Origin of the sequence: Kitasatospora gansuensis (assembly GCF_014203705.1) — a bacterium.
Lineage (GTDB): Bacteria > Actinomycetota > Actinomycetes > Streptomycetales > Streptomycetaceae > Kitasatospora > Kitasatospora gansuensis.
Map to the genome: position 1 here is coordinate 241,059 of NZ_JACHJR010000001.1, position 21,241 is coordinate 262,299.

Annotated in this window: 18 protein-coding genes and 4 pseudogenes; 8 read left to right on the forward strand and 14 right to left on the reverse strand. The window is 72.3% G+C overall.

Annotated features, from left to right (window positions below):
- Window positions 1-63 precede the first annotated feature (63 nt).
- On the forward strand, window positions 64-2,133 hold the full coding sequence (locus F4556_RS01190; protein ID WP_184910845.1) for an amino acid adenylation domain-containing protein: 2,070 nt from the start codon (window positions 64-66) through the stop codon (window positions 2,131-2,133).
- A 254-nt stretch (window positions 2,134-2,387) separates the two neighbouring features.
- Entirely contained in the window at window positions 2,388-3,305 is a 918-nt protein-coding gene (locus tag F4556_RS01195) for a helix-turn-helix domain-containing protein (RefSeq protein WP_184910847.1), read from the forward strand.
- 7 nt (window positions 3,306-3,312) lie between these two features.
- On the opposite strand, the gene F4556_RS01200 is transcribed toward F4556_RS01195, so the two are convergent.
- Together F4556_RS01200 and F4556_RS01205 are read right to left on the reverse strand one after the other, a co-directional pair.
- Entirely contained in the window at window positions 3,313-4,602 is a 1,290-nt protein-coding gene (locus F4556_RS01200) for an ATP-grasp domain-containing protein (RefSeq protein ID WP_184910849.1), read from the reverse strand.
- Between the two features lie 19 nt (window positions 4,603-4,621).
- On the reverse strand, window positions 4,622-4,861 hold the full coding sequence (locus F4556_RS01205) for a hypothetical protein (RefSeq protein ID WP_184910852.1): 240 nt from the start codon (window positions 4,859-4,861) through the stop codon (window positions 4,622-4,624).
- A gap of 242 nt (window positions 4,862-5,103) precedes the next feature.
- Between F4556_RS01205 and F4556_RS01210 the strand changes: the two genes are divergently transcribed.
- The gene (locus F4556_RS01210) at window positions 5,104-5,646 is read left to right on the forward strand and encodes a hypothetical protein (RefSeq protein ID WP_184910854.1); all 543 of its coding nucleotides are present in this window, start codon (window positions 5,104-5,106) and stop codon (window positions 5,644-5,646) included.
- 8 nt (window positions 5,647-5,654) lie between these two features.
- Here F4556_RS01210 and F4556_RS01215 read toward each other — a convergent pair whose 3' ends face one another.
- From F4556_RS01215 to F4556_RS01225, 3 genes are all read right to left on the reverse strand, one after another.
- Window positions 5,655-7,655 (reverse strand): acyltransferase family protein, encoded by a 2,001-nt coding sequence (locus F4556_RS01215; protein ID WP_184910856.1) that lies wholly within the window; start codon window positions 7,653-7,655, stop codon window positions 5,655-5,657.
- Between the two features lie 111 nt (window positions 7,656-7,766).
- Window positions 7,767-9,449: a glycosyltransferase family 2 protein gene (locus F4556_RS01220; protein ID WP_184910858.1), complete on the reverse strand. Its 1,683-nt coding sequence runs from the start codon at window positions 9,447-9,449 to the stop codon at window positions 7,767-7,769.
- A gap of 146 nt (window positions 9,450-9,595) precedes the next feature.
- Complete coding sequence (locus F4556_RS01225; protein ID WP_184910860.1) at window positions 9,596-10,132, reverse strand: GNAT family N-acetyltransferase; 537 nt, start codon at window positions 10,130-10,132, stop codon at window positions 9,596-9,598.
- A 180-nt stretch (window positions 10,133-10,312) separates the two neighbouring features.
- On the opposite strand from F4556_RS01225, the gene F4556_RS01230 reads away from it, so the two are divergent.
- Entirely contained in the window at window positions 10,313-11,140 is an 828-nt protein-coding gene (locus tag F4556_RS01230) for a lysozyme (protein WP_376775642.1), read from the forward strand.
- A 212-nt stretch (window positions 11,141-11,352) separates the two neighbouring features.
- Here the strand turns inward: F4556_RS01230 and F4556_RS01235 are convergent, their stop codons facing one another.
- The 3 genes from F4556_RS01235 to F4556_RS39680 form a co-directional block, all read right to left on the reverse strand.
- Window positions 11,353-12,582: an alpha/beta hydrolase family protein gene (locus F4556_RS01235; protein ID WP_184910862.1), complete on the reverse strand. Its 1,230-nt coding sequence runs from the start codon at window positions 12,580-12,582 to the stop codon at window positions 11,353-11,355.
- A 24-nt stretch (window positions 12,583-12,606) separates the two neighbouring features.
- Window positions 12,607-14,073: a sulfatase family protein gene (locus tag F4556_RS01240; protein WP_313068098.1), complete on the reverse strand. Its 1,467-nt coding sequence runs from the start codon at window positions 14,071-14,073 to the stop codon at window positions 12,607-12,609.
- 80 nt (window positions 14,074-14,153) lie between these two features.
- Window positions 14,154-14,252: a putative leader peptide gene (locus F4556_RS39680; protein WP_376775643.1), complete on the reverse strand. Its 99-nt coding sequence runs from the start codon at window positions 14,250-14,252 to the stop codon at window positions 14,154-14,156.
- A 159-nt stretch (window positions 14,253-14,411) separates the two neighbouring features.
- Here F4556_RS39680 and F4556_RS01245 point away from each other — a divergent pair, with 159 nt between their 5' ends.
- Together F4556_RS01245 and F4556_RS01250 are read left to right on the forward strand one after the other, a co-directional pair.
- Window positions 14,412-15,023 carry a PadR family transcriptional regulator gene (locus tag F4556_RS01245; protein ID WP_184910866.1) on the forward strand — a complete coding sequence of 204 codons (612 nt, stop codon included), beginning with the start codon at window positions 14,412-14,414 and terminating at the stop codon, window positions 15,021-15,023.
- Between the two features lie 205 nt (window positions 15,024-15,228).
- Window positions 15,229-15,438: pseudogene (locus tag F4556_RS01250) on the forward strand (hypothetical protein); the annotation flags it as partial.
- Between the two features lie 40 nt (window positions 15,439-15,478).
- Here F4556_RS01250 and F4556_RS01255 read toward each other — a convergent pair.
- Window positions 15,479-16,048: an SMI1/KNR4 family protein gene (locus tag F4556_RS01255; RefSeq protein ID WP_313068099.1), complete on the reverse strand. Its 570-nt coding sequence runs from the start codon at window positions 16,046-16,048 to the stop codon at window positions 15,479-15,481.
- 337 nt (window positions 16,049-16,385) lie between these two features.
- Window positions 16,386-16,750: pseudogene (locus F4556_RS01260) on the reverse strand (DUF6891 domain-containing protein); the annotation flags it as partial.
- Between the two features lie 71 nt (window positions 16,751-16,821).
- On the opposite strand from F4556_RS01260, the pseudogene F4556_RS39685 reads away from it, so the two are divergent.
- Window positions 16,822-17,003: pseudogene (locus F4556_RS39685) on the forward strand (hypothetical protein); the annotation flags it as partial.
- 73 nt (window positions 17,004-17,076) lie between these two features.
- On the opposite strand, the gene F4556_RS01265 reads toward F4556_RS39685, so the two are convergent.
- Window positions 17,077-17,619, reverse strand: coding sequence for a sugar O-acetyltransferase (locus F4556_RS01265; RefSeq protein ID WP_184910868.1), 543 nt, complete (start codon window positions 17,617-17,619; stop codon window positions 17,077-17,079).
- Between the two features lie 134 nt (window positions 17,620-17,753).
- Here F4556_RS01265 and F4556_RS37780 point away from each other — a divergent pair.
- Window positions 17,754-17,965: pseudogene (locus F4556_RS37780) on the forward strand (NF041680 family putative transposase); the annotation flags it as partial.
- Window positions 17,966-17,983: 18 nt separating this feature from the next.
- Here the strand turns inward: F4556_RS37780 and F4556_RS01270 are convergent.
- From F4556_RS01270 to F4556_RS01280, 3 genes are all read right to left on the reverse strand, one after another.
- Window positions 17,984-18,991, reverse strand: a complete 1,008-nt coding sequence (locus tag F4556_RS01270) for a clavaminate synthase family protein (protein ID WP_184910870.1) — start codon at window positions 18,989-18,991, stop codon at window positions 17,984-17,986.
- A gap of 41 nt (window positions 18,992-19,032) precedes the next feature.
- A complete protein-coding gene (locus F4556_RS01275) occupies window positions 19,033-20,163 on the reverse strand; it encodes a 3-methyl-L-tyrosine peroxygenase-related protein (protein WP_184910873.1) in 1,131 nt (376 codons plus the stop codon).
- A 104-nt stretch (window positions 20,164-20,267) separates the two neighbouring features.
- The gene (locus F4556_RS01280) at window positions 20,268-21,194 is read right to left on the reverse strand and encodes a LysR family transcriptional regulator (protein ID WP_184910875.1); all 927 of its coding nucleotides are present in this window, start codon (window positions 21,192-21,194) and stop codon (window positions 20,268-20,270) included.
- Window positions 21,195-21,241: the final 47 nt, after the last annotated feature.

The following is a 21,241-nucleotide window of genomic DNA, read 5'->3' on the forward strand; positions in this document are numbered from 1 at the left end:
CCCATTGCCTGCACACTGTCAGGGGGGCGGCGCCGTACCGTCCCCCCGGGGGAAGGCGGAGCAGTGCACGACATCGAGGGCCGGACGGTTCACCAACTCTTCGAGGAGCACGCCCGACGCGCTCCCGACGCACCCGCGCTGGTCTGCGGCGAACAGCGCCTCAGCTACCGCGAGCTGGACGAACGGGCCGACCGGCTGGCCCATCATCTGCGGGAACTCGGGCTGCGCGGCGGTCAGTTCGCGGCCGTCGCGCTCGGCCGCACGCCCGACCTGCTGACCGCCGTGCTCGCGGTGCTGAAGACCGGGGCGGCCTACGTCCCGCTGGAGCCGACCGGCCCGGACCGGATCATCCGTCATGTGCTGGCCGAGGCCGACCCGTTGGTGGTGATCACCCAGGAGGCGCACCGGGTCCGGCTCACCGACGCCGCCCGGCGGACCGTGCTCTGCCTGGACACCGTCGAGCTCCCCGAGCGGCACGGCCCGCTGCCGGACCGCGCCGGACCGGCCGATCTCGCCTGCGTCTTCTACACCTCGGGCTCCACCGGCCTGCCCAAGGGCGCCCTGATCGAGCACCGCAACCTGCTGCACTCCTACCAGGGTTGGCGCGAGGTGTACGGGCTGACCGCCGAGGACCGGTTCCTGCAGACCGCGACACTGGAGTTCGACGTCTTCACCGCCGACTGGATCCGGGCCCTGTGCAGCGGTGGCGTCCTGGTACTGGCGCAGCGCAACTTCACCCTGGACCGGACCGCCTCCCCCGCCGAGCTGCACGAGCTCGTCCTGCGCGAGCGGATCACGGTGATGGAGACCAACGCGTACACCCTGCGCCGCCTGTTCGCCCATCTCCAGCCGCTCGGACTGGAGTTGGGCAGCGTCCGGCTGCTCTCGGTGGGTGCCGAGAAGTGGTACCTGGACGAGCAGCTGCGGCTGCAGGGCTACCTCGGGCCCGGGGTCCGGCACGTCAACGTGTACGGGGTGGCCGAGGCGGCGGTGGACAGCGCCTGGTTCGACACCGCCACGCTGGCCGAGGAGCCCGAGCACCCGGAGCGGCTGTCGCTGATCGGCCGGCCCTTCCCGGGCACCGGCATCCGGCTGCTGGACCCGGCCGGGCAGCCGGTGCCGCCGGGCACCCCGGGCGAGATCTGTCTCTCCGGGCCGGGTGTCGGCCGGGGTTACCTGAAGCGGCCCGAACTCACCGCCGAGCGCTTCCTGCAGGGCCTCGACGAGGGCGGCCGGGTCTACCGGACCGGCGACATCGGGGTGCTGCGGCCGGACGGCCTGCTGGAGTTCGTCGGCCGGGCCGAGGGCCAGGACCCGTCGGCGGCCGCCTCGTTGGCGGCGGTCGAGGTGCTGCTGCGCGGCCATCCGGAGGTGCGCGAGAGCGCGGTCGCCGAGGTGGAGACCGGGCCCCGGCAGACCGAGCTGATCGCGTACGTGGTGGCGGCCGAGGGGGCCAGGGCCGAGCCCTGGGCGCTCCGGGCCTACCTGGCCGAGCGGCTGCCCGAGCGGCTGCTGCCGGAGGCCGTGGTGGCACTCCCGGCGCTGCCCAGGACCCGGGCCGGCAAGCTGGACACCCGCTCGCTGCCGCTGCCCGCACCGCGCGACCACGCCGCGCCCGGGCTGCGGAAGCCGGGCTCGGCCAAAGCGGCCCGCTCCGGCGGCGGCAAGGGCGGCGGTCGCCCGCCGACGCGGCCCGGGCGGCCGGGCGCGGACGCCGTCGGCTGGGCGACCGTCTCGGCCCTCGGGGCGGTGGCCGCCGCCGCACTGACGGACGGTCTCTGGCCGGGCTCGACCGACGTGTCCAGGGTGCCGTCCCTGTGGGCCGAGCTCTTCCAACTGCTCTACCTGATCGAGTGGCTGGGCTTCGGCCTCGGCCTGGCCTTCCTGCTGCTGAGCGGCCCGCTGCTGGCCCGCAACGGCCGCCCGCCCGGCCTGACCCTGCTCACCCGGTTCGCCGTCACCTGGCTGCTCGCCGCCTGGTGGCCGCAGGACAACTGGTACCGGATCAGCCGGGCCACCGACTGGCCCCGGCAGGCCGCGCTGGTCTACGGGTTCAACGTCTCGCTGATCGCCGCGGCGGCCGTACTGGTCTGCTTCCTGGCCTGGCAGCCGGTCCGCCCGGCGGACCGCTGACCCCTGCCGGGCCGGCCCGCCACCAGGCTGAAGTCGTAGTGCTGGGACCGCAGTCGGGGCTGCATGGCCTCACTCCTCACTCGTGATCGATACGGCCCGAACGTTGGCAGCCCGGCGCCGCTCCGGTCCAGACTTTCCGTTGTCCCGGACAGCGCGCGGCTGTCCGGGCTGGTCAGCGGCCTGTCCGGATCGACACCGGACAGTGCCCAGGGGGGGCATTGCCGAATCACCGCGCGCTGGCCAGGATATGACGCATGAACAGTCAAAACGGGGTGGCGCCGGACCAGGCCGAGGATACGGCCGGGTTCATCGCGCTGATGCGGCAGCTCAAGGACGAGACCGGCCTGACGTACCGCCAGCTGGAGGAACGGGCCACCGAACAGGGCATGGTGCTGGCCCGCAGCACGCTCGCCGATGTGCTCAACGGCCGCTCGCTGCCGCGCCCGGAGCTGCTCTCCGCCTTCGTCCGGGCCTGCGGCGCGGCGGACCGGGAGGCGGACTGGCTCCGGGCCAGGAACGCGCTCGCCCAGCCGCCGGCCACCGCCGTGGTGCAGGCACCGCCGCGCCGCCGGATACCCCGGCTGCCGCTGGTCGCCGCGCTCACCCTGGCCGCCGCCGTGGCGGTCTGGGCCCTGACGCCCCCGCACACCGAACACCCGGCCGCCGCACCGCAGCAGCAGTCCGTCGCCGCCCCGGCCGTGCTGCCCACCGGGTGGGTACGGATCCGCCCGGTCACCGCGCCCGAACTCTGCCTGACCGACGGACGGGTGCACGACCAGCGGTACACGCCGCTGGTCGCGGTCCAGCGCCCCTGCGGCGAGGCCGGGCCGCAGGCCACCCTGCTCGAGCCGCTGGGCGGCGACGAGTACCACATCCAGTGGCACCACCCGGACTACGGCAAGGGCTGCCTGAAGGCCCTCCCCGACGGCCCCGGCCTCGGCCTGCTGGAGCCGATGGACGACTGCGCCCAGGGCAGCCACTTCCATGTCGAACCGTCGGGACCGGCCGGCAGCGGCACCTACGTGCTCCGGGTGGACGGCCAGGGCTGCGCCGGGATCGTCGGCGACGGCACCGGCCCCGGCACCGAGGCGGTGATGGCCCGCTGCGTCGGCCGGGGCGGTCAGGTCTTCTTCGTCGAACCGGTCACCCGGCCGACCTTCAGCGCCGCCTGAACAACCGTCAGCCCTCCCCGAGCACACCCGCGAACGGGTCCGCGAGCCCCTGGTTCGCGGCCCGCAGCAGGTACTCGGCCGCGTCCAGCTGCTCGCTGCCGTCGGCCCAGAGCGCCACCCCGGCGAACGGCAGCGGGTCGAACCCGGCGGTCGGGATGGTCGGCAGCAGCCCCACCCCGAGCGCCGCGCACCGTTCGGCCACCCGCGCCAGGTGGGCCAGCAGCGCGGGCTGCGACAGCCGGGCACCCAGCGGCAGCTGATCCAGCGTCCGGACGTACCGACCCGCACCGCCCAGCCGGGCCGCCAGCATGAAGGCCACCGACGGTCCGGTCAGCCGCAGGTTGGTCTCGGTCGGCGCGAGCCGGCCCAGCGGGTCGACCACGAAGTCCAGGTCGTACCAGCCCCGGTGCCCCGCCTCGGCCAGCGCCCGGCCGACCGCGATCCCGAACGCGGCGGCGGGCCCGGCCAGCGAGGCGGGCACCGCGTCCGGGCCGACGGTGGCGCCCCGGTAGCCGGTGCCCTCGATGTGCATCACGGCCGTGCCCACCGGGTACACCTCACCGTCCGGGCCGATCACCCCGTCGAAGCTGAGGTCGCGCAGCGGGCCGTGCCCCGCCACGAACTCCTCCAGCAGCGGCGCCCGGCCGGTCTCCGCCCGCAGCCCCCGCAACGCCGCCAGCGCCCCGCCCGCCGCCCGGACCTGGCGGGGCGTCAGCACGGCCGTACCGTGGCCGCCGACCCCGTACGGCGCCTTGACCACGCTGGTCAGACCGGCGGCGGCCCGGGCCCGGACCAGCCCGGCCAGCCGCCACCACGAGGTGGGCTCCCACTGCTCGGGCACCCGGATCGCCGGGTGGTCGGCGGCCAGCCGCCGGAACAGCCGGTGCGACTCCGCCTTCGACTCGAACCGCCGCACCACCGGCCCTGTGCCGCCCCAACCCCGCACCGGCAGACCCGACTCGGCGATCCGCTCCCGCAGACCGGGCCGGGCGGCCAGTGCCTCGGCCAGCCCGGTGTCCGGCGCGATCCCGCTGTACACCTCGACCGGCCCCCAGCCCAGCTCCCGGGCCAGCCAGTCCGTCCACTCCGGCTCGACCTGGAGCGGCAGCACCAGCACGGCCGGGTCCGGGGTGTAGAACGCGGCCAGGCACGAGTAGTGGTGCGCCTGCCGCAACGCCCCGGCACCCGGCCGGCCGAACTGCGCGTTGAAGTCCGCCACGTCCCCCAGCTGGACGGCCCGCTGCCCGCCGGTCCACCCGGCCTGCCAACCACCCTGCCATCCGCCCCCGGCTGTCATCCGGCCAGCCTACGGTCCGTCAGGCCTCCCCGGGGTGCCAGGCGGGCCACTCCCACGGGCGGTCGGCCCAGCGCACCTTGACGGCGTCGTGCGGGTCGAGGTCGGGGAAGTGCTCGCGCACCCGCGGCTCGAACTCCTCCGGCGCCAGCGGCTCCCACCCCGCCCCCGCGAAGTGCACCAGCCGGTAGCGGCTGTCGGTCCGGAACTCGGCCACCTCGACCAGCGAGGCGGCGGGATCACGATCGGTGTTGGTCTCCATACCGCCCAGCATCGACCGCCCACCCACCCCTCGCACCCGAACCACCCCCACCTGGCGCAGCATCACCACCCGTCTGCCGCCCCGTGGGTGGGACCCGGCCCAGGTGCCCGCGCGCCTGGGGCGGACGTATCTGCCACAACCCGCCCGCTACTGACCGCCTGTCACCCGCTCCGCCCGGGCCGGTGGCTCGTTGAGCACGGGGGCCACCGGCCGATCGGCGGTCCCCCGGTGGGAGGAGCGGCGTGAGCGAGCAGTGGCAGGCACCCTGGCAGTACGGCTGGGAGCAGCAGCCACCGCCACCGACCCCGTGGGAGCCGCCGGTGACACCGTTGCCGTCGCGGCGCCGCCGGGTGCGGCGGCGGGCGGCCTGGGTGGCGGGCGGGGTGGTGGTGCTGGCCGGGCTCTGCTGGCTGCCGAGCGCCTGTGCGCCGGACGCCGAGCGGCCCGCGCCGCCGCCGGTCCTCGACACCCCGTCACCGAGCCCGCTCGGCTTTCCCTCCCCCGTCCTGCTGCCACCACCGCCACCGGTGCCCGTACCGGTGAGCAGCAGCCCGCCACCACCCTCCGAGACCCCCTCCACCTCCCCGACCCCGCGTCAGAGCCGGTCCCCGAAGCCCGCGAAGCCCTCCCGCGCGCCCCGGCCGAGCGCGGCCCCCGCGTCGCCGCCCCCGTCCTCCCCCGATCTGCTCTCCTCGCTCCAGGTCTGCGCGGAGGCCGAGCGCCTCGGCCAGTGGGCACCCGGCTCCGAAGAAGCCCGGGTCTGCCGGAGCCTGTACGGCGGCTGACGGAATGGTCAGTGCAGCAGGCCGGCCGCCACCAGGTCCTGCCGGATCCGGGGCGCCAGGGTGGCGGCCAGGGTGTTGGTGATGTGCCCGGTGTCCCGGTACAGCAGCACGCCCTCGCGCACCGGCGGGCAGTCGCCGGGCGGCGGGCAGAGCAGCGGCCGGTAGTCGAGCACCTGGACGCCGTACCGGGCCGCCAGCCCGTCGGTGAGCAGCGGTTCGGGCGCGAAGGCGGCGCTGCGCGGGAAGGTGCAGTCCTCCTCGGCGGCCAGGCAGACCGGGATGTCCTTGCCGGGCATCGGGGTGTCGGCCAGGTACGCGAGCGGGGCGCCGAGCGCGCGCAGCCGCTCCAACGTGGTGGCCCAGCCGGCCGCCCGCTCGGCCGGGTCGCCGTACCGGTTCAGCCCGGCCAGCACCACCAGTTCGGGGGCGGGGCCGCCGGCCAGCCGGGCCAGCGTGTGTTCGCGCCAGCGGTCACACTCGGTGTACTCCCGGCCGAGCACCGTGTTCTGCACGGTCAGGGTCGGCAGCGGGCAGCCCGGCTTGACCAGCACCTCCAGGGCCCAGTCGCGTTCGCGGACCAGCGGCAGCAGGGCGGAGATCCACTGCCCGGCGTGCGAGTCGCCGAGCAGCACGATCTTCTGCCGGGCGTTCGGGGTGCCGAACCGGCAGGTCGGGCTCTGTTCGGCGGCCAACGGGATCTCGCAGCCCTCGCCCGGCGGGAAATCCGTCCTGGCCCGGGCCAACGAAGGGGTAAGACCCGGCAGTTGACCACCCACCACCAGCAGGCCAGGCCCACTCGCCGCACCCGCCGGGACCGCCGCCGCGTCCCCCGGGTCGCCGAGCGCCCGGACGGCTCCGCCGCCCAGGGTGAGCCCGGCGATCAGCGGTACGGTCAGCGCGACGGCGCCTACCGCGAGGCCCTTGCGCGGCGCCCCGGCCGTGCCGCGCCGCAGCGGGAGCTCGACCAGACGCAGCGTCAGCCAGGCGGGCAGCGCGGCGCCGAGCACCAGCGCGACGGCCACCGGCAGCGACAGCGTCCCGTACCTGGCCTCGGCGACCGCCAGCAGCGGCCAGTGCCAGAGGTACCAGGAGTACGAGATCCGCCCGGCGGCCCGCAGCGGTGGCACCGCGAGCAGCGAACCGGCCTGGTACCAGCGGCCGCCAGGACCGGCCAGCAGCAGCGCGACCGTGCCCAGGGTCGGCAGCAGGGCCGCGCTGCCGGGGAACGGGGTGCTCCGGTCGTACAGCAGCACGCCCGCGATCACCGCCGCCAGGCCGAGCCAGCCGAGCACGGCGGCGCCGACCAGCCGCCGTCCGTACAGCAGGGCGGCCGCCGCGCCGAGCGCGAACTCCCAGAGCCGGGTGGCGGTGGAGAAGTAGCCGAGCGGGGCGGCGTCGGCCGTCCAGCGCAGGCAGAGCAGGAAGGAGGCGGCCCCGACCCCGAGGGTCAACAGCAGCACGGCGAGTCTGCGCCACCTGGCGGCGAGCAGCAGGACGGCGCCCCAGAGCAGGTAGAACTGGTTCTCCACGCCGAGCGACCAGAAGTGCAGCACGGGGCTCGGATCGCGGGTGGCCGCCAGGTAGTCGGTGTGCTGCCCGGCGAACCGCCAGTTGGCGAACTGTCCGGCCGCCGCGAGCAGGTCGCGGGCCAGGTCGGTGCCGCGCAGCGGGTCGAGCAGCAGCCGGCCCGCGACGGCGGTGGCGGTCAGCACCACGGCGGCGGCGGGCAGGATGCGGCGGGCCCGGCGGGCGCAGAACTCCCGGAAACCGAGCGGGCGTTGGCCGGTCAGCAGACCGGTGATCAGGAATCCGGAGAGGACGAAGAAGACGTCCACCCCGACGTAGCCGCCGGTCAGCGCGGGCACTCCGGCGTGGAAGCCGAGCACCGCGAGGACGGCGACGCCGCGCAGGCCCTCCAGGTCGGCGCGGAAGCCGGCCGCGGGCGCGGTCCTGAGCCTCGGAGGCGGCGGTGCCGCGGTGGCCCGGGACAGGGTGATCAGGTCGGTCATGGTGGTGCTCCTCGCGACGGCTTCGGTGGGTGTGCCGCCGGGCCCTTGGGGTGACCTGGCAGGCGGTCCCGCGCCGGTGGGGCGACGCGCAAGGCTGGAGTTGACGGTGCGTCAGAACAGTGGATCGGCCCAGCCGGTGGCGAGCAGCGCGGCGAGCGCGAACACCGCCGTCACGGCGAGCGCCTCGGGCCGGCCGAACGCCTCGGTGGTGCCACTCGCACTGCCGCCCCGGACCTGGTCGCGGCCGCGCAGCAGCGCCCAGAGCGCGGTCAGCACGGGCAGCGCGGTGTAGGTGGTGAGGGCGAGCAGGGCGGCCAGCGCCCAGTAGGGCTGCCAGCCGTACCGGGCGACCGCCCGGGCCAGGCCGACGGCTCCGGCGGTCAGGCACAGGCTCAGCCAGCCGACCCCGATCCGGGCCACCGTGCGGCCGAGCGCCGACCGGCCGGCGATCGCGCCGGTCGGCACCCAGTCGGCGCTGCGGTGCCGCAGCGCGTGCACCAGGGCGACCACGTGGCAGAGCCCGCTGAGCAGTTGGACCCGGGTGACCTCGAACCGCCAGCGGGTCCGGGAGGCGGCGGGGAGCAGCGCGAGCGAGACCCAGAGCGGCGGCAGGAAGGGCAGCACCTGCCAGGGTTCGATCCGCTCGGGGGTGAAGAACAGCAGGATCAGCGCGGGCAGCGGCACCGCGAAGACGTTCACCGCGCTGCTGAGGTAACCGAGGATGCCGTTCCAGAAGCACAGCCTCGCGCCCTTGGGCAGCGGGCTGCGGTGGAACTCGGGGTCGCGCAGCAGCGCGAGCGAGCCCAGGCACCAGCGGTACTGCTGGCTGATGAAGGCGGACAAGCCGGTCGGCGACAGGCCCTTGGCCAGCAGGGTCGGGACGTAGCGGGTGCGGAAGCCGTGCCGCCCGAGCGCCAGCCCGGTGTACAGGTCCTCACTGTGGTCGGATTCGTAGAAGCCGCCCGCGAGTTGGAGCGCGCTGCGCCGGTAGAGCGCGTTGGTGCCGCAGCAGACGGTGCCGTCCCGGGCGTCCCGGGAGGGCTGGATCCAGCGGTAGAACACCTCCTGGGTGGCGCCCGCGCCGCGCTCCAGCCAGCTCATGCCGGCATCGGTGTCGAAGCACTGCGGGCTCTGCACGATGCCGGTGCCGGGCTCGTCGAAGTACGGCACCAGGTGGTCCAGGAAGTCGGCGCGCGGGCAGAAGTCCGCGTCCAGCACCGCGACCAGGTCGGAATCACCGTGGGCCAGACCGAAGTTGAGGTTCCCGGCCTTCTTGAACCGGCCCAGGTCGGGGCGGGTGTGGTAGCGGAAGCCGTACGACTCGGCGAGCTCGCGCACCTCGGCACTGGCCGCGTCGTCGAGCACCCGGACGGTGAGTTCGCCGCGCCAGCGCAGCGCGGCCACGTGCCGGTAGGCGTTGGCCAGCACGTCGAGCGGCTCGCCGCAGGTCGGCAGCAACAGGTCCACCGAGGGCACCCGTTCGGGCCGCCAGGCGCGGAGCAGCAGTTGGTGGCTGTCCTGCGAGTACCGGCGCTGGCGCTGGCCGTCGCCGATCCCGAGCAGCCAGGTGGCCCCGTTCAGCAGCACCAGCAGCAGGAACGGCCAGAGCAGCGGACGGCTGAGGGCGAACAGCCCGAGCGTCACGGTGGCCCCGGCGTAGGAGAGCGCGGAGCAGAGCAGCACCCAGCGGCGCTGCGGACCGAAGTACCAGTAGAGCTCCTCGCCGTCGGGCGGCGCCGGCCGGGTTGTCGTTGACGGACTGGGAGCGGGTGGGGTCAGTCGGCGTACGGGCATGCGGAAGGAAGCCCCCCTGGGCTCGATGTGAACGAACCGTGCTCGCGCCAGCCTGCCACATTGGTCTGGACCAATCGTGAACGCCGCATGAATCGGGCCAGCAGCTACGGAGCTTGACGGTGCGTCACCCAGGGGGGAATGTCCGCTCAGATCCCCTTGATCAGCTTTTCGAACCGCAGATCGGGGCGGCGCGGGACACCGAACCGCTCGTCCCCGTACGGAAATGGCGAGAACTCGCCGGTCCGCCGGTAGCCCCGCCGCTCGTACCAGGCGATCAGCTCGGCCCGCTGGACGATCACCGTCATCTCCAGCGCGGTCACCCCCCACCGCTCCCGCGCCACCAGCTCGGCCTGCGCCAGCACCGCCCGGCCCAGGCCGCCGCCCTGCTGGGTGGGCCGCACCGAGAACATGCCGAAGTACGCCGTCTCGCCCCGGTGTTCCAGCTGGCAGCAGGCCAGCAGCTCACCCTCCCGCTCGGCCAGCAGCACCACGCCGGCCGGCGCCGCGATCGCCGCGGCCACCCCCTCGGCGTCGGTCCGCTGCCCGTCCAGCAGATCCGCCTCGGTGGTCCAGCCGGCCCGGCTGGCGTCACCCCGGTAGGCCGACTCCACCAGCTCCACCAACGCGGCCACATCGGCCGGTCCGGCCGGACGGAAGGTCAGTTCTGAGGTCTCCGACGTCATCGTTCGCTCTCGCATTCCCGGGCCGACCACCGGCCCTCTTCGCATCGTGCCACAGCACCATTCCCGGACTTCACCATGGTGTCGGACCACATCCGCCGACCCTTCGTCATGTGTTCTACGCGCCATGGTGACCATGTCCGGGGCATGACTAGCCTGCTGCTCCCCACCTGACTCGAAGGAGTGCCCGTGCCCACCTTCCGTCTCCTCCGCACCGCCACCCTGGCCGCCGCCACCGGCGCCCTGCTGCTCGCCGCCGTCCCCGCGCACGCGGCGGGCCACGACCGCACGCCCGCCGACTTCCACCCCGAACTCGACCACGCCGGCTCGACCGTCGCGGCCCACGAGGGCAGATCCGGCACCCCGTTGCAGAGCCTGGCCGTCACCCAGACCAAGGGCATGGACGTCTCCAGCTGGCAGGGCAACGTCAACTGGAGCGGCGCCGCCGCCAACGGCGCCCGCTTCGCCTACGTCAAGGCCACCGAGGGCACCAACTACACCAACCCCTACTTCACCCAGCAGTACAACGGCAGCTACAACGCCGGACTGATCCGCGGCGCCTACCACTTCGCCCTGCCCAACGTCTCCACCGGCGCCACCCAGGCCACCTGGTTCGTCAACCACGGCGGCGGCTGGTCCGCCGACGGCAAGACCCTGCCGCCCGCCCTCGACATCGAGTACAACCCGTACGGCGCGACCTGCTACGGCCTGACCCGCGCCGCGATGGTCAGCTGGATCCGCGACTTCAGCAACACCGTCCACACCCGCACCGGCCGCTACCCGGTCATCTACACCACCACCGACTGGTGGACCACCTGCACCGGCAACAACGCCGGCTTCGGTACCACCAGCCCCCTCTGGATCGCCCGCTACGCCGCCACCGTCGGCACCCTCCCCGCCGGCTGGACCTTCCAGACCATCTGGCAGTACGCCGACTCCGGCCCCCTCCCCGGCGACCAGAACTACTTCAACGGCGCCTACGACCGCCTCCAGGCCCTCGCCAAGGGCTGACACCCCCTCAACGGTGCGGGGTGGCGCCAACACCCGGCGAGAAGACGAGAGCCCGCTCGAACGGGCGTGGCCGTAGTCCGGTCGTTGGACCGGAACGATCAAATTGTCCATCAACTGCCGCCCGAAGATGCTCCCGCAAGGACCCGTGTAAGCGTCGCCCGGTTGCTTTGTGGCGGACTCCACGGCCGGGCTGGAGGGGTCGGCTCGGCCGGTCAGGCGTGCTGTCGGAGGAAGTCCGCGAGTTGGTTCTCGTAGCGCAGCGGGTCGGCGTTCCATGCGGCGGTGTGGCCGGCGCCGGGGAAGGTGGTGAGTTTGACGGTGCCGGGCCAGTCGCGGGCGAACTCGGCGCTGGTGGCGTAGGGGACGAGGGTGTCGTCGGTGCCGTGGAGGACGAGGACGGGCTGTTCGGGGCCGCCGGTGCGGCGGTTGCCGGCCAGGACGTCGACGTTGTCGAGGTCGACACCGGAGCGCAGTTGGAGGACCTGTGTCTCGATGTCGGCGATGAGGGAGGGCAGTTGGAGGCCGGCGACGATGGTGTGGACGGCGGCGCGGTAGTCGAGTGCGGGCGAGTCGAGAACGACGGCGCGTACGGTGCTGCTGTCGGCGGTGCGCTGGAGGTAGTTCTCGACGATGCCGCCACCCATGGAGAAGCCGTACAGCACCACGCCGGTGGCGCCCTGGTCGTGGGCGTAGCGGACGGCGGCGTCGAGGTCCCGCCACTCGGTGTCGCCGAACTTTCTTGTGCCGTCCGGGTCGTGGGGTGCGCCGGGGTCGTTGCGGTAGGTGATGTCGAGGACGGGGTGGCCGAGTTCGTGCAGTTTCGGCATGGTGCGCAGTCCTGCGGAGCGGCCTGCGCCGAGTCCGTGGACCTGGATGACCCAGGTGCTGGTGCTGCCGGGGACGAACCAGGCGGGCATCGGGCCGAGTTCGCCGGGATATGTGACGTCCTGGTAGTCCAGGCCGACGGCTTGCTTCGGGTCGGTGGCCCACATGGTGACGGAGATCTTCGCCTTGGCGCCCGCGGTGGGTACGGTGTCGGCGGTCAGTTCACGGGTGACGGTTCGGCTGTCCTGGGTGAGGACCGGTCCGAGCCGGCCCGAGTGCCTTTGCCCGGTGCCGTCCTCTTGCCAGGTGAGGCCGTAGACGCCGGGGGCGCGGCTGGCGTCATCCGCAGGCAGGGTGACGGTGTCCGGGGTCGCGGCCGTGATGCGGATGTTCAGCGGTGTGTCGTCGATGGGCTGGAGCAACCTACCGGTCAGCACCCACAGCGCGGCGGCCCCGGCGGCGGTCGCGAGGACGAGGACCCCCGCGATGCCGGTGACCAGGCGTCGCCGCAGACGGCTGCGACGACGCCCGGTCACCGGAGCGGGCGGATCCGGAGTCCCCTGAGCCGGCACCTGATGTTCCTGGCGCAGCGGCGCGGCGCTGGCGTCGTCGTGCATGGGACTCCGGATCGACGGGCCGGGCTAGGCCGGCGTGGGATAGGGAAGCAGCCCGGCATTGGTCCTCTCCCAGGCGGCCTTGAGTTCGGCGAGCAGTGCGGGCTGCCGGGCCGAGTGGTCGGCCCACTCGCTGGGGTCCCGGCTGAGGTCGAAGAGCTGGTCTCGGCCGTTGAAGAGGGCGTTCTTCGCCTTGTCGGCGCGGTAGTACTTCCACGTCCCCCGGCGCAGGGCGCGCTCTCCCCTCACCCGCCAGAACAGGTCGCGCTGCGGCGCGTCCTCGCCGCGCAGCAGGTATCCGGCGAGGCTGACGCCGTCCAGGGCGAAGGCGGGAGCGGGGCGGGCACCGCCGATCTCCAGGAGGGTGGCCGTGAGGTCGGGGGTGAAGAGCGGTTCGCGGCTGACCTGGCGGGCGTCGATACGAGCCGGCCAGCGGACGATGGTGGGCACCCGGATGCCGCCCTCCTGGAGCGAGGACTTGGCGCCGTTGAACGGCCAGGTGTGCGAGTAGCGTTCGCCGCCGTTGTCGCTGGCGAACACGACGATCGTGTCGCGCTCCTGCCCGGAACGGCGCAGCGAGTCGAGGACCTCGCCGACGGAGCGGTCCAGGCCCTCGACCATCTGCCGGTACTTGTCCAGCGAGCCGCCGTCCAGATGCGCGAGCGCGAGCCGGGCGGTGGTGGTGTTGGCCGACCGGACGGCCTTCTCCAGCCGGGCGGCCTCTTCGGTGTCGCCCTCGGCGATCCAGGGCCAGTGCGGCGTCGTGAAGTTGAGGTTGAGCAGCCACGGCTTCTCGTGCCGGCGCTCGATATACCGGCTCGCGCGTTCGGTGAGGATGCTCGTGTAGTACCGCAGGTCCTGGTAGGGGACTTCACCCTCGTAGAGGTCGTACTTCCCGTTGCTGGCCAGCTTGGAGTAGTACTCCAGCGCTCCGGCGAAGTTCCCGAAGAACTCGTCCCAGCCCGACCTGGTCGGCGAGTGGTCCGGCAGGAAGCCGCAGTGCCACTTGCCGATCATCGCGGTCGCGTAGCCGCTGCCGCGCAGCAGTGAGGCGAGGGTGGGGTGGGTCGGATCCAGCCCTGCGGTGGCATCCTCGAGGATCGGCTCGTCCAACCCGGCCCTGATCCGCCCGGGATAGCGACCGGTGTAGAGGCTGAGCCGGGTCGGGGAGCAGGTCGCGGACCCGGCGTAGGCGTCGGTGAACCGTACGCCCTGGGCGGCGAGCCGGTCGAGGTTGGGGGTCCTGATTTCGGGCGACCCGTACGAGGAAAGGTCACTCCAGCCCATGTCGTCGGCCAGGATGAACAGGATGTTCGGCCGCTTGGAGTGGCGGCCGCGCGCGGCGCGGAACGGCTGCTCCTGCGTGGCAGCACGGGAGTTGGCGCCCTCCGCGTGTGCGGCCGTGGTGGGCAGGCCGACGGCGGCTGCCGCCGCCCCGGCTCCGAGGGCTCCGCCGAAGGCACGGCGGGACAGCTTCTGATCGGGCGTGGACACTGTGCGCTCCTGAACAGGGCCCGGCGCGGAATCGGCGCGGGCCCGGAGTCGAAAGATTGAGGGGGCTGGGTGACGGGTGTTCAGGAAACGCGTCGACAGAGCGCGCTGGCGACCCGCTGAAGATCGACATGGCGGCGCTCCACCAAGGGGGTCCTCAGGCTGGCGGACGGCGACTGCATGCTCCCGCTCCCTCGTCTCCCTCGGAACGCGGCTCGGCTCGTCGCCTTGGGCCGCTGATAGATACCGAGTTCTATAGCTATCGACGCAGCGCGTCAAGCCCGGCCGGGTAGCATGGGGTGCCTGGACACCCATCCATCACTTTCCGGAGGAAGCAGCCGATGCGCCTGGAGCACGTGATCCTCGGTCTACTGGCCCTTCGGCCCGTCTCCGGCTACGACATCCGCAAGTGGATGGACGGCAAGGGCAAGTACCTGGGCTACGACGTGCAACTGCCGCAGATCTACCGCACACTTCCGCGCTTGGTGGACAGCGGCTGGGCGGAGTTCGATGTCGACCCGCGCGAAGGCCGCCCCGACGCCAAGGTCTACCGGCTCACCGCAGGCGGTCGCGACGCGCTCCTCGACTGGGCCCGCTCACCGTACGAGCCGTCACCGCGCCCGGCCGACCCCGACTTCCAACTGCGCTTCCTCTTCGCCGGTCAACTCGGTCCCGAGTACGCGATCGCCGTCCTGCGCACCGAACTCGACTACCGGCTTGCCCACTTCGGCGAGCCCGGCTGGATGGACTTCACCGCCCTCGGCCTCGACCCCATCCCCGACATCGACACCACCTGGGTCCGCAAACTCCACCTCGCCGCCCACGAACACGGCTACGCCTCCACCGCCGCCTACATCGCCTGGCTCCAACTCACCCTGGCCCGGCTGGAAGGCGAAGCCGGACTGCCACCCAGCCGCGCCCCGTACCGAGGCGTCGGCCATGACAACCCCTGACAGTCACCGGGCAAGGTCTCAACGGCTACCGCCCGGTCAACTCCGCTAGATAACTCCGAACACAGGTCGCCCGCACCGAGAACATCGCCGGTCGGCAGGTGAAGCGGCGTCAGACCTGGGGCAGGGAGAAGGGGACGTGCCCGGTGGCGCGGCCGGTGGAGTCGAGGAGTCGGCCCATGCGTTTGCGGGTGTGGAGGAACACGGTGCGGTCAGACGACGAGTCGAGAACGACCGCCTCAATCACGCCGGCTACCTCTGGGCCTTCTCCGCCATCACCGCCTCCCCCGGCGCCAAGGCCCACTACCGACGTCGACGCGACCACCACGGTGACTGGCATGCCGCCCCTCAGCGCAACCTCTTCAACCGCATGATCGGCCAGCTCTACCAGGAGGGTGCTGGCACAGCAGCTGCATAGGGCGCGTTTCCATACGTACCGCGAGCCCGAGCCTTGCTTGTCACATGCCGCGCCCCGGTCCATACCAGGACAAGTGCCGCTCGCCTGGCGACATCGGAGGGTGTTCCAGCTCGACGGGGCCGGGATAGAGGTATGTACCGCCCGGGTGGATCATTTCTTCGCCGACCAGATGTCTGTGGAGCCACTCGGCGAAGCTCATCGCGTGCTCCCAGCATCCGCCCTCGTCCCGGTCATGGATCACAATGCTCCACCCCGACGTTCTGTCGCTGAAGGCGAGGAACGCGTAGAACCCGAAGTCGGTGCTCAGAGCAGGTATCAGGACGCCCTGAGCTCCTGTCTCAGGGTGCGGCAAACCGTCCCAGTCGACCTCACGGAATGCCTGATCCGTCTCACGTATCCATTCCAGGAGGTTCCACGTCCCTGTCGCCGGGTGGCTGAAGTGCAGGTGCCCATCGACCTTGATCGGCGCGTACTCGTCGACGAAGTCCTTGTAGCCCGACGGGAGCTCACAACCGATCTCCCGCTCCAGCACCGCCCACGCCCCAGGGTCAGCAAAGCGACGCCCGCCGGGGCCCAACATCGTGAACACCGCTTCCGGATGATCCGGCACTGCTGACACCTCTTGTTCAACCGTGTCGCAGGGCCTTGCCGCAACCTGGTGATCCCACTGACGATGTCGACAGTGCCCGGATGGCACCCGTCAGCCTGAAACGAACGGTCCAACAGGTGACACAGCCTCACGAACCGCCGCTTGTTCGACGAACACGCCACCTTCCCAGCCGCGCTCGCCACCGCCAGCCTCGCCCACTCCCACGACGTGATCTCTTTGCCTGGCCCGTCGATGCCGTGAGTACGTCACTGCACGACCAACCGACCTCGCGCGCAGCTGACACGCTTTACCGCCGTATGAGTGGGTACGGCGCTGAACTGCTCGCAACACGTGTCCCGAAGCCACGAGCGTCGGGCCCGCCCTCACCCCCGATCTCAAACTCGCCGCAGCATGCGGCAGCACGTGAAGTTCTCACGGGCGGTAATATCGGCCTCCGCCAAGGCGGTAAACGCGCGGGTGAGCCGCTCCGGGTCGGTCTCCCCCCACCAGTCGGCCTGCTCGGCGACACGCTCCAGCCACATCCGGCCGGCCAGCACCTCGGCCTGCTCCCGCGACACAGGCCGACGGTCCGCGATGACCAGGTACCTTCTCAGCGAGCTCCGCCAGCGCGGCGCGGGTGGTGTAGCCGCCGATCAGCACCTCGCGAACGCGCTTCGCCAACTCCTCGCGTCCGCCTTCGCCCAGTGCCGGCGGCGGCACCTCGCAGGGCAAAGCCCACAGCTCGGCAGGACGCGTAACTGGACGCCTCCGGACATCCGAGCTGCCCCGCGGCAAGGAGCAACCCTGTACATTCCACTACCGACTGGTGGACCACCTGCACCGGCAACAACGCCGGCTTCGCCACCACCAACCCGCTCTGGATCGCCCGCTACGCCGCCACCGTCGGCACCCTCCCGGCGACCAGAACTACTTCAACGGCGCCTACGACCGCCTCCAAGCCCTCGCCAAGGGCTGACCCCCACCGGCCCCGCCCCCGACGCCCTGTCAGGGGCGGGGCCCCGCACCCGGCTGGCGCTCGACAGCGGTCGTCACCACTGTCGGCGCACGGTTGCCTTGCTGCCGGTCACCAAGCTGGCCGGCGGAACGTCGTCGGCCACGACCGCGCCGGCGGCGACCACGGCATCCCGGCCGATGGTGACGCCGGGGAGGATCGTGGCACCGGCACCGATCCACACGTTCTCCGCCACGTCGATGGGTGCGCCGGTGAGGTACAACCGCCGCTCCTCGGGATCCACCGGGTGGCCGCTGGTGATGAAGGTGACCTTCGGTCCGATCATCACCCGCTCGCCGATCCGGATGCCGGCGTAGTCCAGGAACGTGCAGTTCTGGTTGATGAAGACGCGCTCGGCAAGATCGAGGTTCAGGCCGTGGTCCGTGTAGAAGGGCGGATAGATCGTGACCCCCGGCGGCAGCGGCTTGCCGAGGATCTGTTCGAACAGTTCCGCCTTGCCCACTTCGTCCTCAAACGGGAGGACGTTCAGGCGGGAGGTGAGCTCGGTGACCCGCAGAACCCTCTCGGCCATGGCCTGGAACTCGGCACTGCGAATGCGCATGAGACGGTCGCTGGACATGCCGTGATCATCTCCGGTGCACCGGTGACCGGACAAGGCTCACCGGATGATCAACTTCAAGGAGTGTCGACGGAGACAAAACCGAGGGCTTCCGACAACCACCGGCACCCCGGACATCCTGCTCGTCATGGACGCCGGCTACGTTGACGCCAGCCCGGGTCCGCCGTGGGTTCCGCAACATCCGCGCCGAAGTCCTCACCCCCCGGCCCGAGTGCCGAAACCCTCCCGTCCCGGTCCCGGACGCCCGGCGGGTTCGAAGAACCGCAAGCCGGCGCCCCGCCACGGCGTCGGAAAGACCGTCAAACGCGAACCCACACTCCAAGCCCACCTCGCCACACGAGGTTAAAGATCAAGCTCAGTGTGCTCAGCGGGCGAGTACGTGACCGTCATCGGGGCGGTGGTCCCGGGAGCGGCGCAAGTCGGTGGTGACGTAGGTGCGTTGCAGCCAGCGGTCCGCTCCGTCGTAGCGGGGGCGGAAGGCGGTGCGGCCGTGGACGGTGACGCGGTTGTCGAGAATGACCAGGTCGCCGGGTGTCAGTCGCAGGGTGCGGGCCCTCGCCTCGCAGGCGCGGCCGAACTCGGCCAGCGCCGCAGTGGCCCGCGGGGTGATCGGGGTGGTGACGAGTTGGGCCATCCGGATGTCGGGATCATCGGCCGCTCCCGACAGCACCGGTCGGGGTTCGACGGGCTCACTCGTGGCAGCGTCGGGGCCGAAGGACGGCGGTGGTGTGGTGATGAACTCCGGTGCGAACAGGGCCTGTCGGCCGGCCGGGGTGAGGAGAGGCAGGGCCTGGCGGATGCCGGCGACGCGCATGCCGGCGATCCGGTCGTGGTCGGCACGCAGGCAGAGGAAGACCACATAGTCGGGCGGGTGGGGGTGGAAGCCGTTCTCGGTGTGGAAGGACAGCGGCACCGATCCGGCGTTGCCGTGGAAGGTTTCCTGCCCGGGCACGGGTACGACGTCCTGCACGAGGGCGCCGGTCTTCTCGGCCAGGTAGGCGAGCGGGTCGCCGAGCCCGCAGGCCACCATGGTGAGCAGCGCGGCCGAGACGGTGGCCTCGCGCTGGACCGACCCGAGCACGGTCGGCGTCGCGGGCAGGCCCGCTCGATCGACGGGCAGGCCGCCGATCACCAGCGTGCCGTGCGGGCCGGAGTGCCTCCGGAACCGGCGCACCTCACGGCGCAGCGGTGCCGGAAGGTCGTCCCAGGCGTCCCGGGCCCGGGCCACCCACTCGGGGCTGTCGACCTGGTCGCTCTTCCCGCCGGTGCACAGGGTGCGGGCCAGCCGCTCGCACGCGCCGGCATCGGCCGGATCCAGTTCCCAGTCGGCCGCGGCGGTGCTGCGGGCGGTGCCGTGCGTCGTCTCGGGCATCAGGTCTCCTGCCAGGGGGTGTGGACGGCGGACGCGCGGACTCACGAGTGGCGCAGACCGGCCACCGCGTCGGCGACGTAGTGGTCCCCGAACCGGATCAGGGAGGCGTACTGGGCCGCGCGGCGATGGCGCATGAGCCGCAGTTCCGCGACCGCGTTGTCGGGGCCTTCGGGCTTCTGGGCGATGGAACGCCGCAGGTGCACCATCGAGTACGCCAGGGTGACGTGCCGTTCACCGTCCACGATGTCGGCCTCCAGCAGGGCGCCCCGCGCCTCGGCCAGCTCCGGATCACGGGCCGCCAGGTCCTCGTAGGAGTCGGGCACCACCGACAGCAGGTGCTTCATCGCCGCCCGGAACAGCTTGTATCCACGATGCTGACGCCCACTCAACGGGACGTCCACCGACGGCGGCGCCATGGTCTCGCGTATCGACGCCATGTAGTAGTCGGCCGGGATCGTACTGGCGTGGGTCATGGCCGCCGGGAATCCCCGCACGTACACCGTCGCATCCGCCAGCCGCAGCAGCGCGGCATCGCCGTCGCCGTCCCGCAGGCGACGGGTGGCGTCGGCCACGGCGACCGCGGCGCACACGTTGAACAGGACATGGACCTGATGCCCGATCAGCCACCGTGCACTCCACGCACTCTCCAACGACGCCCCCGCAGCGGCGTCGGGCACCCCCACCGGCGCGACCGGGTCAGGGACGGTGTCAGGGACGGCACCCGGCGCCGCGCCGGTGAGGTCGAGCACCGACTGCCGCATCCCGGCGATCTCCAGCTCCAGGTCGGCACCCGACAGCGGAGCCTCGCAGAGATCCTCCAGACCCCGGTGGACGGCGAGAACACCGTGCAGAGCTGCCTGCTGATCCGACAGCTCCACCTCACGGACCCGGAAGTACGACTGACTGGTCGACTCCGCCGGAACGTCCTCCCCGACCAGCGCCGGAGCCAGCGCCGACAGCGCGGCCACCAACTCACCGGCCACCGCGGCGGCCTGCCGCAGCGCGACGGTCCGCTCCACAGGTCGGGCATGGGTCGCCACCCCGGCAAGCACGCGCGCGGTCCGCTGCGCCTCGGCAGCGACCCACGGGCCCAGCACGGGGGCAGGTCGCCCGCCCCGGGGCTCACGGAAGACAGCGACAGCAGGATGACCGGCAACCGGCGATAAGCCCATGGTGGAAGTACTTTGCCAGGAGCACGCCAATCGAAACGCCGATCGGCAGGATTCCTGTGCGGTGCACCGAAGTTGACGGAGTCACTCGCACGAACAGCTGATGCTCACGGGGAATCAGCTCCCGCGTCCGGCGCCGCGAAGAGCGCCTGGACGGTCGCGGTGGCCAGGTCCCGCAGCCAGGTGTGGGCGCGGTCGTCGTCGTAGCGCTGGTGCCACAGCAGGTACAGCGGGACCTCGGGCAGCGGAAGTGGCAGCCGCAATGTGGCCAGGCCGAGTTGCGCCCGGGCCGCGCGGGTGACCGCGTCGGGGACGGTGACCACCAGGTCGGTGTCGCGGGCGAGTTGCAGGGCGAAGGCAGCGGTGGGCCCGGCGGCGACGACGCGTCGTTCGAGGTCACGGGTCGTCAGGGCGTCGTCGATCGGGTCGTGCAGGCTACCGCGGCGCGAGATGGTGAGGTGTTCGGCGGCCGCGTACCGCTCGATGCTCAGCGGGCCTTCGGTCAGCGGGTGACCCGGTCGGACGGCGAGGACCAGCCGGTCGCTGCCGACCAGGCGGTGGCGGATGTCGGGGAACGCCGGAACACCGGAGCTCGATTCGAGGTCGACCTCACCCCGGCGCAACTCGGCGTCGTCCGTGCCGGGTTCGGCCGACAGGCGCAGCCGTACGCCGGGGGCCTGGCGGTGGACGGCGGTGATCAGGGCGGTGCCGCAGGCGGCGGTCAGGGCGTCGTGCCAGCGCACGGTGAACACCCGGTCCAGGGCTGCCAGGTCGAGTTCCTGCTGCGCGGACAGGAGTTGGTGGGCCTGCTGGACCAGGGCGTGGACCTGGGCCCGCATGGCCAGCGCGCGGGTGGTGGGGACCATGCTGCGGCCGGTACGGACCAGAATCTGGTCACCGGTGACCTTGCGAATGCGGCCCAGCGAGCGGCTCATCGCCGGCGCGGTGACGTGGAGCCGCGCCGCGGCGCCGGCCACGCTGCCCTCCTCCAGCAGTGCGTCCAGGGCCATGAGCAGGTTCAGATCCAGTTGCATGCCAGTAACTCTACAAGTGAACAGCATGCACTTGCTGTTAATCATCA